The sequence below is a fragment of the Sulfurimonas sp. genome (assembly GCF_032250635.1).
Taxonomy (GTDB): Bacteria; Campylobacterota; Campylobacteria; order Campylobacterales; family Sulfurimonadaceae; genus Sulfurimonas.
The window spans coordinates 1-13,072 of sequence record NZ_JAVVFL010000037.1 but is presented as its reverse complement, the minus strand read 5'-3'; the positions used below and the strand labels follow the sequence as shown (position 1 = coordinate 13,072).

Sequence of the window (13,072 nt, the reverse complement as noted above, 5' to 3'; positions counted from 1 at the left end):
GGATTGTTGAACCTCTAAATGTAGCGCTTTTAGAAGTAGGTAAAAAGTCTTTGCATGCTGCCGAGGGAATGGTTACGACAAATCAAGTCGGCGGAGCATTTTTTGTAGCACTAAAGGTCTCCTTTTTCGCGGCAATTGTAGGAGCACTTCCTATCATACTTAGCCAAATATGGGCTTTTGTTGCACCGGCTCTTTATGCAAATGAGAAGAAGATGATTATCCCTTTTATCCTCGGGGGAACCATTATGTTCGCAGTGGGTGTTTTGTTTGCCTACTACATAGTCACCCCTTTTGGTTTTGATTTTCTCATAACATTTGGTAGTTTTAAGTTTACTCCTCTTATCAACATCGAGGATTACGTAGGCTTCTTTACAAAGATAATGTTTGGCTTCGGCATCGCTTTTGAGCTTCCTGTTTTTGCCTACTTTTTGGCACTTCTTGGCATGGTTGATGATAGACAGATGAGAGAGTTTTTCAAGTATGCGGTTGTAATTATATTTATAGTAGCAGCACTTCTTACTCCTCCTGATGTACTAACACAGCTTCTTATGGCAGGACCGCTTGTGATTCTTTATGGAGTTTCTATCTTGATTGTTAAAATGGTCAACCCTGCTCCGCCGCTTGAAGAAGAGGAAGACAATGAAGATATCGATCTGCTTGAAGAGATAAAAGCGATAAATAAAGACAGTGAGTAATAAAGAACTTCTAACCTCAAGCTATGACTTCTCTCTTCCAAAGGAGCTCATAGCGACCCACCCTGCAAACCCCAGAGACAGCGCAAAACTTCTTGTTTATAACAGAGCCACAGGCGAGGTCTCTCATCTCAAGTTCTCTGATCTTGAGACTCTTATACCAAAAGATTGCGCACTTATTTTTAACGACACAAAAGTGATAAAAGCAAGACTTTTCGGCAAAAAAGAGAGCGGCGGCAAAATAGAGCTTCTTATTAACAGAGCCCTAAATGCTCACGATGTAAATGTCTATATAAGAGGCAAAGTGAAAATTGGTACTGAGATTTTCTTTGCCGATGATTTAGTAGCTATTGTAAAAGAGCTGCATGAAGACGGAAGCAGAGTTGTAAATTTTTACCAAAACGCAACTGCTCTTCGTTTTGAAGAGCTTCTTCCGATCATAGACAATATAGGTCACATCCCTCTGCCGCCATATATCCAAAGAGAGGATAACAAAGAGGATGAGAGCGAGTACCAAAGCGTATTTGCAAAAGAGGAGGGTGCAGTTGCCGCTCCCACGGCATCCCTGCACTTTACAAAAGAGCAGCATGAGAGAGTATGTAAAAATTTTGCTCACGCGTACGTTACTCTGCATGTAGGAAGCGGAACGTTTAAGCCTGTTGAGTGTGAAACTATAACAGAGCACCCTATGCACTCGGAGTATTACGCCATCTCAGATGCGGCAAAAAAACTTTTGGATTCCGATATAAAGATACTTAGCATCGGTACAACCTCTACTAGAACCGTAGAGTTTTATGCAAGAAGCAAAAAACAAAGAGGCGAAGCAAACCTCTTTTTGCACCCAAACAACAGACCTTTAAGAGTCGATCACCTACTTACAAACTTTCATCTGCCAAAATCGACTCTGCTTATGCTTGTAGCCTCTTTTACAGGCTTAGAAAAGGCGCAGGAACTCTACAAAACAGCCATTGAGAAAAAGTATAGATTCTACTCCTACGGCGACGCTATGCTTATCCTTTAATAGGTCTCAAACAGGCTTTTAATCTTAGCCATATCGTGAGTAACTGAGTGAAGCGGCTCGGCATCTCTGCCTCTTATGGTCTCTTCAAAAGTTACTCTGTCGTTCTTATTTTTGTAAAGAACCCCTATGGGCATAGGAAGAGTCTCTAAAGATTTTTTCACGGCTCCCTCAAAATCACCGCTATCATAAGAGTCATCTAACATATAGCTATTCTCTTTAAACCATTTATACGTATTTACTTTGTTAAACACAACGCATGGCTGCAAAATGTCGATGAGTGCGTATCCCTTGTGTCTGAAAGCTTCTTTTATAACCTCTTTGGCGTGTGCGGCATCGCCTATATTAACACGTGAGACGAATCCGGCTCTTAAAGAGAGTGCAACCGCCAAGGGGTTAAAGGGCTCATTTGCCACACCCTTTACCTGCACTTTTGTCTCAAAGCCTCTCTGACTTGTAGGAGATGCCTGCCCCTTTGTAAGACCATAGACCATATTATTGTGAACGATATGAACAATGTCAGGGTTTCTTCTTATGGTATGTATAAAGTGATTACCGCCCTCACCGTACATATCACCGTCTCCACCCTCTGCAACTACACAAAGATTTTCATTGCCCAGCTTGATTCCGGTTGCGACGGGAAGCGCTCTGCCGTGAAGCACTCCGAACATATTCGCGTCTATGTAGTAGGGTGTCTTTGCCGCCTGCCCTATTCCCGAGACTATGACCAGACTATTTTTTTTCACTCCCAGCTCTTCGACGACCTCTTTGAGAAGTTTTAAAATACCAAAGTTACCACAACCCGCACACCAAGCAACATCGACATCTTCTTTATCAAATAGATGGCTCATAATATCTCCTTTATAGACTCTTCGATCATTGTGCTTAATTGATCTGCAAAGAAATTAAAACCGTTGGATTGTAATATCTGATCGTCTATTTTCACACTATGAAGTTTTAACTGATCTGCAAATGCTCCATCCGCATTATTCTCTACGACAATTATGTGAGAGAATTTCTCAAGAACACTCAACTGCTCTTTTGAGAGCGGATATACCCATGCAAAGTGTAGTTGTGCCAGACGAGGGTTTTTTAGGTTTAGCAGAGCTTCTGAGATGCTCCCTTTGGTCGAACCCCAGCCCACAATTGCTATGTCGCCGTCTCCAAACACTTCGGGCGCAACTGCCTCTTTTATAAGTTCGCTCTTTTTGCGGGCTCTTTTTACGACCATCTGCTCACGCATCTTGTAATCTTCTGTGATCTGCCCTCTCTCATCATGCTCATCACCGACCGAGCATATCAAACCCTCTCCAAGTCCCGGGATTCCCCTTGGACTGATGCCGTTTTGCGTATCCGCATAGCGTTCATACTCTTCTTCTGTCTTTACGATATATCTGCGTTGTTCATAAGATGCAAAATCAACATCTTCTATCATAGAGATAGAATCAGCCAAATATTGGTCACTCAGAACAACTACAGGAGTCTGAAAACGATCAGCCAGCTCAAATGCAAGATAACCGTACTCTACAGACTCCCTTAAAGAACCGGGTGCTAAAACCACGCGAGGAAACGGGCCGTGCCCCGAATGAGTCGCCATGTTCAAGTCACCCTGCTCACTTCTCGTAGGAAGTCCGGTAGCAGGACCAGGCCTTTGAGCAAGATATATAACGGCGGGAGTCTCTGTCATACCCGATAAGCTCAAGGCTTCACCCATAAGGGCAAAACCGCCGCCTGATGTTGTGGTCATCGCCCTTGCGCCTGAATACCATCCGCCAAGCACCATGTGCAGAGATGCTATCTCATCTTCACTCTGCTCTAGTGCTATATCAAACTCTTTTGACATCGCAGCCATAAAATTCAGCACTCCAGTTGAGGGAGACATCGGGTATGAGGTAACCATGTTGCATCCGCCTGTTAAAAAGCCAAATCCGCATGCCGTAGTCCCATCCATTAAGTGAAGTTTTTTTACAGCCTCTATATCAACTTTTGGCAGTTTGAATGTGGTTCTATTTTCTAATTTAAGAGCATCTTTGTAGCCCAATTCTGCCACCTCTATATTTGCCGCATCATCTTTAAAACGCTCAGATATAGTTTGCAGCAGAAAACTCTTATCGATACTCAAATATCCAAAAAGAAGACCTGCCATATAACTATTCGCATATTTCGAACTGCCAAACTTTTTTGCGCTCTCTCTCATTGCGACTAAAATAAGATTATCACCCTTTTCGCCGAATGTCTCATCTGCAAAGATTATGCTCTTTTGGCTCCATCTGGGCTGCATATGTTTTAGGGCATCTGCATCCAAAGCTATGGAGATATCAACCTCCCAGCATGGCGCTTGCATGGGAGCATCTGAAATTCTAATTAGAGTTGTATTGCTTCCGCCTCTGACTCTGGACATATACTCTTTTGTTGAAAAGATATAAAAACCGCTCTCTTTAAACGCATCGCTAAGCACCCTCTCAAGTGTGGCAATACCTGTTCCTGCCGCACCGCCTATTAAGATAGAGATACTATTAGAAACAGTTCGGTGAGGTACTATTTTCTCATCTTTGGCTACAGATATAGGCTCACTGCTCTCTTGCTCAAGAGTTTGGTATCTTCCATAACCCCAAGTGATTTTTCCGCCGTAATAACCAAGGATGATGACATTTAGACCTGTTACAAGTACAATGGCGTGGTAGAGCACTCCCTCAAACGAATATTCATACACTGCTTGCGGATTTTCATAGTAGATACCGATAGCGACAACTCCCAAAAGAAGAGTAATAGTTGAGACGATCAACTTTATGACAAATGCTCTGCGCATAGAAAAGTTGTAATTTACCCACCAGCTTAAAATCCCTGGAATCATCGCAACAAAACCCATGACCGTTGCAACGAAGAAAGTGTAAAATACTCCCAGAACATAAGCCTCATTTGGCGCCATTAAAAACAGCCCGTCCATACCTGCAGCAAAAAGATGTAAAGCGATTGGAAAGTGGACTATTGCGGGATGTGGATGATATTTTTTATACCAAGCGCTTAGTTTTGATTTTAAAGATTGATGAGAACTGCTCTGGTCTTCTTGAGTTTTTGCAGCATCTTCAAGTTTGGCAACAACAGGTAGTTCTTTAAAAACATCACTGCCGTGAGGTGCATTGGCGAGTTGAGCAGTTAGGTCTACTCCTGCAAAATGCATCCCCTCATGCTCACCTCCGCTCCAAAGAGGGCTATCGGTAACATCATATACAACATTTTTGTAAGCTATATAAGCTTTTGCACCATCTTTACCGTTGTATTGCTTAAGTTCGTCTATTGTCATGCAATATCCTTTCACTTAAATAAGTTAGCTATATATAGCGTCTGCTATACCTTATGACGGTGTTCTCTCATTCTCTTGCATGAAATCAACATAATCACACACCTCATTATTCTCATTGCACGGCTGACTATATTTGTTGCTCGGGTCAATTTGGGCATCTGCTAGATTATCGGATACAAACTTCCAATTTATGAGCTTCCACCAATTTTCAAGATAATCAGGTCTCGCATTGCGATAATCTATATAATATGCGTGCTCCCAGACATCACATGCTAGGAGTGCAACTTTATTGTGTGCTAATGGATTGTCGGCATTGGAGAGACCCTCTATTGAGAGCTTATTATCTTTACCCAGAACAAGCCAAACCCAGCCTGAGCCGAAAAAAGTGGCGGCTTTATCCAAAAATAATTTTTTAAACTCATCCATTGAGCCAAAATCTCTATCAATCATATCCGATAGTGCCACTGAGGGGCTGGATGCAGTGTTAGTGAGTCCATGCCAATAAAAATCGTGGTTATAGACCTGCGCCGCGTTGTTAAAAATTCCGCCTTGTGAATTTTTTATTATATACTCCAGCGACTTTCCTTCAAACTCACTCTCTTGTATAAGAGCATTTAGTTTATTCACATAAGCTGCGTGATGTTTGCCGTAATGGTAACTTATAGTCTCTGATGATATATATGGTTCTAGTGCCGTATCTTCATAAGGCAACTTCATCAATTCAAACTTCATTTTAAACTCCTGTAACTCATTAGATTCTAACATGACAATATCTTAAAAAAAATAATATATTGCTAATAATGCCATACTAATAAATAACCTTAACTTATCAAAAAGATTGATATGATTGGAGAGGAAAACAAGGTAACTTTTTATCTTAACTTATTTTGCTTATTCTTGATAGTTGAGAGTGTATGAGGATTTTACTTATATGTTAATCTATAAAGCAATATAAAATTATCAACTACTATATAGCTTGAAGCTTTCCGTTGTTTATAATAATCTCCCCGCTTAACTCATATTCAAAAACCTTGGCACCATATTTTGCTATAGCTTCATCATAAGTCGGGTTATTTCTGCAAAACTCTATAAAAGCATCCTCTTTTATCTCTTGCAAATTCTTTGACGCACAAAATTTTGCTACAAATGCATCTATATCATAAATCGTCTCAGCTTTTGCCTCTTCAAGAAGTCTGTTTGTTCCACCGCTCTCCCCTATGCGATGAGGCAGTACAAATATCTTCTTACCCATCTTTAGGGCAAATTCTACGCTTCTCATGGTTCCGCTCTCTGGCTCTGCCTCTGCGACAATGAGAACCTCTCCCAGAGCTACGACAAGCTCGTTTCTAACAACAAAGCTCCATGGCGTAGCGCGAAAACCTGCCTCAAATTGGCTAAGCAGAAGTCCGTTTTTTTCTATATCGTTTAAGAGATTTTTATTTACAGCGGGATAGCGCAAGTCTATGCCACACGGCAGCACCGCAATCGTATTTGCGCTTCCTGCACCCACATGTGCCGTTGCATCAATGCCCATCGCTCCTCCGCTTACAATGCAGGCGCCATGTTTTGCCAAAGATGATGAGAGTTTTTGAATACACAGACGAGAGTACTTTGTAGGTTTTCTGCTTCCGACGATTGAAACCTTTACCCTTTTTAAAAGTTCAATATCCCCATCATAGTAGAGTTCTTTTGGATAGTTCTTCATGGCTAAGAGCTCAGGAATACTCTCTTGAACTCTGCTCATATTTAGTAAAGCCTATCTACTAAAACCAATTCAACATCGGCAAAAAGCTTTTTTGATTCATTTATCGCTAAAATAGTATTTGAGTGAGGATGCCCGATTGCTATTGCGCTTCCGTGCTCTTTTGCATATGCAACCGCTTTTTTTATCTGCTCTTTTACATACTCTTTATCAAACTCATGATCTAAAAAAATGTCTCTGGATATATACTTTTTTCCGTAATTCTTCATAACGGCAGGCACTTTTGTCGAACCTATGGTTCTACTGTCTATAAAATTAATATTTTGTTTATCTAATGCATATATAAGCCTGTTGACTGCACCCTCATTCGAGGTAAACTTGCTACCGGTATGGTTGTTTATATGTTTTACATTGGGAAATAGTTTTTTTATCTCAGCAATTCTTTGCGTAATTGTCTCCTGAGAATCACCTACTTTAAGAGTAAATGGCTCCTCTTTTGCAAAGTTTTTTGCCTCCATCGGTAGATGCACCATATAAAAGCTCTCTTTTGAAGCTAACGTATGAGAGTTCGGTCTATTCTTACTTGGCGGCAAAAAAGACATTGTTATAGGTAGATTCAAACTCTTTATGGCATTTACGTGAGAGCGTACGCTTACATCATCAATAATAATGGCAAGTGTTGGTTTGTGCACTCCCTTGAGCGCCTCTTTTTTTGGTGGTTTAGGCAGAACATCGCCATCTACCTCGTGCGACGCATCCTCATATTCGCCGACACTCTCCTGCTCTTTAAGAGCTGCTTTGCTATCTTTTTTAAGCACCTCTTTAAGCCTGTCGCTAATATCTGACTCTTTGGTTTTAGCAGCTGACTCTTCAAGCTTTTTTAGCATAGAGAGCTTTTTATCCTCTTTTACTTTGGCTTTTTGTGCTATATCTTTTTTAGCACTATCGTATCCGACGTAATAACCAGCAATAAATGAGCCAAAAAGAACTGCCGTTAGGGCAAGAATCCAAGCTACATTTCTTAAAAATTTTGACTCTTTTTTAGGACTAGCCTTTTTTCTTCTTGGCATATACTCTCCATAAAATTATTGATAAAACTATATCCTAAAAAATTAAAATAGAAGTTATACATTGCAGATTGACATATTTTGAGCTCTTTAATGGTTTTAACTGCTTGGTTATTGTTTTTTTAAGTATCTTTTTTGTATAATCACGCGTTCCTTTCTCTTTGTATCGAATTGAAATTTTCGATATATATACATCCGAAAGGGAAACAAAAGCCTAACATCATTTAGTGATGGGCAAAATACCAAAGGGAGATTATACTCTATGAGAAATTACGAAAACCTAGTAATCGTAAAACCAACATTAACAGCAGAAGAGATTCAAGCTAGCATTGCTGCTATCGAAGAAGTTATCACTTCTAACGGCGGCGAAATTGCTGCAAGAGACGCTATGGGAATGAGAAAGTTAGCATACCCAATAGGAAAAAATGAGCGTGGTTATTTCCATGTTATTTATTATTCAGTTGCTCCTTCAGCAATCAGCGAAATTGAGAGACGTTTCCGTATCAATGAAGATCTTCTTCGTTTTGTGACTATCAAATATGACACAAACCGTGAAATAGCTGCGTGGAATCAGTTAGCTCAAAAAGCTAACAAAAAAGCTTTAGCGCCTGCAACAGAAGCTAAGACAGAAGATGTTGAAGTAGCGGTAGAAGCAGTAACAGAAGTAGCTGAAGCCTCAGCAGAGTAATTGTGGCTAACGCCTAAAAAAAACAAGGAAAATTCATGTACAACAAAGTTATTTTGGTTGGAAATCTAACTAGAGACATAGAACTTCGATACTCTCAAGGCGGAATGGCGATAGCAAATACTGCTATTGCAACGAGCCGCAAATTTACCGTAAACGGTGAAAAAAAAGAGGAAGTTTGTTTTGTGGATATTACATTCTTTGCAAGAAGCGCAGAGATTGCCAACCAGTACCTTAGAAAAGGGAGTAAAATCCTGGTAGAAGGTAGACTTAACTTTGATCAATGGGTAGATCAAAACGGACAGAAGCGCTCTAAGCACTCTGTTGTTGTAGAAACTATGCAGATGTTAGACTCCAAGGGGGATGCTCAAAATAGCGGCAATTATCCTCCGCAACAGAGTCAAACAGGGCAGCAAGGCGGCTATGCTTCTCAGCAGCCCCAAAGCTACCAGCAGCCGACTAACACGCAACAACAGCCCTCTTATGGACAAAATAAGCAGATGCCAAACAGCAACTCTATCCCTGAGATAGACATTGATGAAGATGAAATTCCGTTTTAGAAATAATATATAACAAAAGGAAGTACCATGGCAGAAAGAAGAAAGTATAAAAAAAGATACTGTAAGTATTGTGAAGCAAAAGTTGACTTCATGGATTATAAAGATGTAGGAGCACTTCGCTTCTCTCTTTCAGAAAGATATAAAATCATGCCACGTCGTTTAACAGGTAACTGTAAACGTCACCAAGACATGATCTCAACAGTTATTAAAAGAGCTCGTGCTGCGGCATTAGTTCCTTATACAGTAACTAGAAAAACAGTTGTAACTGCACCGTTCGAAAACCTAAAATAGGTTTAACGGTGCTTTTGCACCGCTTTTTATCCACGCAATTTTCTCACAAACAAACTCCCAATCAATTAAACGACAAAATGTTTAAATAACGCCAAAAACATTTTTAAATGCACATCTATATTTTAAAAATTTTAATGAACTTAGCCATAAAATAATCATAATATTGTATTTTGTCATATTTTTATCATTTAAATGAACATTTTTCGTGTTCGTTTAATTAGCTGATATCAAGCTGTTTTATATATAATGTTCGTTGAATAAATAGTTAGGTATAAATTAGGAGCATGTACATTGTATACAATCAAATTTGATCCTCCACCTGCTGGATACAGTGCAACTGAAGCCAGATCAGGAGAAAATGTTTCACTTATTACACGTCAATTCATCTCTTCTGAAGATGGTGATGAGTTTATAAATAGATTAGATGGTATTCCTACTCAAGTAATTAATTTACTGCCAAAGGATAAAAATATCCGCTCTTCTATGGTGGATAATATGCTTGCTATATTTTATAAAGATGGCAAGTGTGAAGTATTCCTAAATGAATTAAACCTTATTGCCAAAGCTCGCGTAAAAAAATCAATAAAAAAAGGTGATCCAGTTTATGAAGATGATTTTGCTGATATAATTTCACTAGAATTTGAAGATGTAGATATACCTAAAGATGTAGGTTATTTTGTCATCCTATCAAAAGGATGGCGAAAAGGTTTCTTTTTTGACTTTACACCAATAGTTAACAATGATTATATAATTGATTATGACATCTGGTCTAGCTTGGGACATTTCTATAACTACTTATTTTTTCAAGATTTGCATAAAATAAGTGATGCTGAATGGGAGAAGCTATTTGAAAAAAAATGGTTTCCATTTATTGGATTAAAAAAGAAAACAATTACTTCTCTTTTGAATTACATAAAAGCCAATTGGGATTGTGATGAATTATTATCTGATATAGCAATTGATATTGAAGAAGTATTACCTGAATTTATTGAAAAATGGAGTAGCTCACATATCTTTGCAGAACATATTGGGCTCCTTAAGCATGCCTTTGAAAGGTTTAAAGAGAAGGATTATATTAGTTCGACATCAATTCTTTTTCCTCGTATTGAAGGAGTTTTGAGGAGTATAAATCAATCTATTGATTGTGCACAAAACACTCAAAAAAAACTGGCGCAAGCACCAATGCAAATGTCACAAATACATAAAGATCGATACTCACGAATCTTACCTGCAAAGTTCAGTGATTACTTGAGTAAAATATATTTTGCTGATTTTGCTCCTGGAAAACCTGCTGATATATCACGAAATTCTGTTGGACATGGTGTAGCTAATTCAAGTGATTTTTCTCTTAAATCATCAATTATAGGATTTCTTGTTTTGGAACAAATTTTTTATCATAATCCAACAGATGAAGAAGAGAATAATGAAAAAACCTAACAAATCGTCGCACACCAATAAATGCCTTCAGGGCATTTATTGGTGAACTCAGCCGTTAAAATAACACCCCTATGAATGAAACTCCTCTTTTCCAATAAAGTTTTCTTGTTCTTATAATCATGAGACCGTGACAAAAAAATAACACCCCTGGAAAATAAAAATAACACCCCTGTGAATGAACCTCCACTTTTCTAATGAGGGCTTCTTGTTCTTATTGTCATGTGACCGTGACAAAGATAAGGGGTCAGGTAATACCAATAACTGATCTCCCATATAATTTAGGAATATTTTTTGCTACTTAAAAAATAAAAAGTAGTACTATGCACTATATTCTGACTCTTCTCTTGCTTACCTCTTATATATACGCAAAAACAACTGATTTTTCAATCATTATAGATGAGAAGTTCAACAACGCTTTGGTTGATGTGGCTGAGGATTATGACCGCTCTATATCTGCGGTTGGTTTTATAAAAGAGTACAAAGATAGCTCATCAAATGATTCTGCTACATACAGTAACGCTTTTGATTATCTCTCATCTTTATCAAATGCCCACGGTTCACAGATGCATCTTGTAAAAGTTGATAACAGTGCAAATATCTCGCTTAGAAAATCTATGAATCTCGCAAATTTCAATGAAGCGATTAGCCTTGTAAAGACTCCCGAGAATGGCTACTTTGTCGGAGGGCACACGCTTAGTGGCTCTTTAGTACTTCTAAAACTGGACTCTCGTGCAAACAAAATATTTGCGTCTGAGTTTGGAACACCAAACCAAGACAGGATGAGCAAGCTCGTTGGGCTTCGTGATGGCGGTGTTCTTGCAATAGGCTCTTCAGCGGCTTCACAAAACCAGAGCTATGATGTTTTTAGCAACGGTCTTGGCTTAAATGATATATATGTTGCTAGATTCTCACAAGAGGGCACAATGCTTTGGAGCAAAAGATACGGCTCTTATGGCGATGACACGGGTATTGACGCGGCAGAAGCGGATGACGGTTCAATTGTTGTTTTGGGCAAAGTAAACAAAGGGAAGCAAACGGGGGTCTCTCTTATGAGAATTACCGAGCATGGCGATAAGATCTGGCTCTATGAGAAGGTCGAAGAGAAGGGAATTTCTCCTCATAAAATCATCAAACTAAGAGATTCTGCATTTGTTGTGTCTCTCTCTCAAAAAGACGAGATGAACAAGGAGCAGATCAGGCTTCTAAAAGTTGATCTGCAAAAAAATATCTTGCAGGATAAGACTATCTATACTACCTATTCAAGTGTTTTAAAAGATATTGATGAGTACTCTGATGGCAGGCTTGCAGCCGTGGGTCATGTTCAAGACAGTTATGATACGGACGGGCTTGTAATGCTTCTTGATGCAAAGTTTTCCCTGCTGCTTCAGGAGCATTACGGCTCTGAGGATTTTGACTCTTTTCATGCACTTGATGTACTTCACGACTCTAAAATCGCAGTTGCCGGAGTGCACACAAACAAAGACTCTCAAGAGACGAACATGTGGCTCTTAAAACTAAACCGAGACCTCACAATGTCGCAAATATCAAACAGTGTAACAAATTTCTATGCACAGCTCTCAGAACTCTTCAAAGATGAGATTCAAGCAAATTCACTGACTCTAAGAGAGGATTTGTCTATCAATTTTAGCAGTGAAGGTTTGTACTTTGAGATTGGCGAATATGTGTTGACGAACCCTCAAAAAAAGTTTTTAGATAGCTTTGGCAAAAAACTTTTAACATTTTTATACAAAAACAAAGAGCATATAAAAGCACTTGAAATCAACGGTCACACATCAAGTGAATGGGGTACGAGTGATTTTTCAAGCGGTTACCTAAACAATGAGCGGTTATCCATGAACCGCTCGTTTGCAACACTTAGCCACATATTTAACAACCAAGATGAGAAAACAAAAAAGTGGCTCTCAGAAATTCTCAAAGGAAGCGGTCTTAGTTTTTCTAAAAAAATCATGCTCAATGAGGTTGAAGATAAAGAGAGATCAAGAAGAGTCACATTTAAGATTATCCTCTTTGGTAATTAGCCCTTAGATATCTTCACTATAAGCATTTGTTGCTCTAAAGTCTAAGCGCACTTTGTCTTGTTTTAGTTTTTTATAGAGTTTAAATTTAGCCTTCTCTAACTCATCGTCATCATAAGCAAACTCTGTTTTTATCGCATCATCGCTCATGCCGGCACTATCCATAGCAAAAAGTCTTAGCTCTTTTTTTGTAAGCTTTGCTTTAAGCACCGCGTAAAGAGCCTTGTCATCCTCTATCATGTCGACTAAAGCAAGTCTGCAATATTGCGCCAACATCTCT

At 39.1% G+C, this 13,072-nt stretch carries 13 protein-coding genes; 7 read left to right on the top strand and 6 right to left on the bottom strand.

Annotation, left to right across the window (positions count from 1 at the left end; all coding sequences use genetic code 11):
- The coding region (gene tatC, locus RQ763_RS03780) for a twin-arginine translocase subunit TatC (protein WP_314151283.1) at positions 1-695 on the top strand (695 nt) is incomplete at its 5' end.
- Positions 688-1,713: a tRNA preQ1(34) S-adenosylmethionine ribosyltransferase-isomerase QueA gene (gene queA, locus RQ763_RS03775; protein ID WP_314151282.1), complete on the top strand. Its 1,026-nt coding sequence runs from the start codon at positions 688-690 to the stop codon at positions 1,711-1,713. The genes tatC and queA, both read left to right, overlap by 8 nt.
- Here the strand turns inward: queA and RQ763_RS03770 are convergent.
- From RQ763_RS03770 to RQ763_RS03750, 5 genes are all read right to left on the bottom strand, one after another.
- Complete coding sequence (locus tag RQ763_RS03770; protein ID WP_314151281.1) at positions 1,710-2,561, bottom strand: thiamine pyrophosphate-dependent enzyme; 852 nt, start codon at positions 2,559-2,561, stop codon at positions 1,710-1,712. The genes queA and RQ763_RS03770 overlap by 4 nt on opposite strands.
- A complete protein-coding gene (locus RQ763_RS03765; RefSeq protein WP_314151280.1) occupies positions 2,558-5,014 on the bottom strand; it encodes a 2-oxoacid:acceptor oxidoreductase subunit alpha in 2,457 nt (818 codons plus the stop codon). The genes RQ763_RS03770 and RQ763_RS03765 overlap by 4 nt, the downstream gene beginning before the upstream one ends.
- 51 nt (positions 5,015-5,065) lie before the next feature.
- Positions 5,066-5,746, bottom strand: a complete 681-nt coding sequence (locus RQ763_RS03760) for a superoxide dismutase (protein WP_314151279.1) — start codon at positions 5,744-5,746, stop codon at positions 5,066-5,068.
- A 235-nt stretch (positions 5,747-5,981) separates the two neighbouring features.
- Positions 5,982-6,758: a DNA-processing protein DprA gene (locus RQ763_RS03755; protein WP_314151278.1), complete on the bottom strand. Its 777-nt coding sequence runs from the start codon at positions 6,756-6,758 to the stop codon at positions 5,982-5,984.
- 2 nt (positions 6,759-6,760) lie between these two features.
- A complete protein-coding gene (locus tag RQ763_RS03750; RefSeq protein WP_314151277.1) occupies positions 6,761-7,786 on the bottom strand; it encodes a divergent polysaccharide deacetylase family protein in 1,026 nt (341 codons plus the stop codon).
- Between the two features lie 259 nt (positions 7,787-8,045).
- Between RQ763_RS03750 and rpsF the strand changes: the two genes are divergently transcribed.
- From rpsF to RQ763_RS03725, 5 genes are all read left to right on the top strand, one after another.
- A complete protein-coding gene (gene rpsF / locus RQ763_RS03745; protein WP_314151275.1) occupies positions 8,046-8,471 on the top strand; it encodes a 30S ribosomal protein S6 in 426 nt (141 codons plus the stop codon).
- Between the two features lie 35 nt (positions 8,472-8,506).
- Positions 8,507-9,028, top strand: a complete 522-nt coding sequence (locus RQ763_RS03740; RefSeq protein WP_314151274.1) for a single-stranded DNA-binding protein — start codon at positions 8,507-8,509, stop codon at positions 9,026-9,028.
- 27 nt (positions 9,029-9,055) lie between these two features.
- On the top strand, positions 9,056-9,319 hold the full coding sequence (gene rpsR / locus RQ763_RS03735) for a 30S ribosomal protein S18 (RefSeq protein ID WP_294927630.1): 264 nt from the start codon (positions 9,056-9,058) through the stop codon (positions 9,317-9,319).
- 291 nt (positions 9,320-9,610) lie between these two features.
- Positions 9,611-10,756: a hypothetical protein gene (locus RQ763_RS03730; RefSeq protein WP_314151272.1), complete on the top strand. Its 1,146-nt coding sequence runs from the start codon at positions 9,611-9,613 to the stop codon at positions 10,754-10,756.
- Between the two features lie 320 nt (positions 10,757-11,076).
- A complete protein-coding gene (locus RQ763_RS03725) occupies positions 11,077-12,795 on the top strand; it encodes a hypothetical protein (RefSeq protein ID WP_314151271.1) in 1,719 nt (572 codons plus the stop codon).
- Between the two features lie 3 nt (positions 12,796-12,798).
- Here the strand turns inward: RQ763_RS03725 and RQ763_RS03720 are convergent.
- The coding region (locus RQ763_RS03720) for a hypothetical protein (RefSeq protein WP_314151269.1) at positions 12,799-13,072 on the bottom strand (274 nt) is incomplete at its 5' end.

Bases quoted from the DNA above. Each gene is read 5' to 3' on its own strand.
- RQ763_RS03770 (WP_314151281.1), bottom strand. From the start codon at position 2,561: ATGAGCCATCTATTTGATAAAGAAGATGTCGATGTTGCTTGGTGTGCG.
- RQ763_RS03765 (WP_314151280.1), bottom strand. From the start codon at position 5,014: ATGACAATAGACGAACTTAAGCAATACAACGGTAAAGATGGTGCAAAA.
- RQ763_RS03760 (WP_314151279.1), bottom strand. From the start codon at position 5,746: ATGAAGTTTGAATTGATGAAGTTGCCTTATGAAGATACGGCACTAGAA.
- RQ763_RS03755 (WP_314151278.1), bottom strand. From the start codon at position 6,758: ATGAGCAGAGTTCAAGAGAGTATTCCTGAGCTCTTAGCCATGAAGAAC.
- RQ763_RS03750 (WP_314151277.1), bottom strand. From the start codon at position 7,786: ATGCCAAGAAGAAAAAAGGCTAGTCCTAAAAAAGAGTCAAAATTTTTA.
- rpsF (WP_314151275.1), top strand. From the start codon at position 8,046: ATGAGAAATTACGAAAACCTAGTAATCGTAAAACCAACATTAACAGCA.
- RQ763_RS03740 (WP_314151274.1), top strand. From the start codon at position 8,507: ATGTACAACAAAGTTATTTTGGTTGGAAATCTAACTAGAGACATAGAA.
- rpsR (WP_294927630.1), top strand. From the start codon at position 9,056: ATGGCAGAAAGAAGAAAGTATAAAAAAAGATACTGTAAGTATTGTGAA.
- RQ763_RS03725 (WP_314151271.1), top strand. From the start codon at position 11,077: ATGCACTATATTCTGACTCTTCTCTTGCTTACCTCTTATATATACGCA.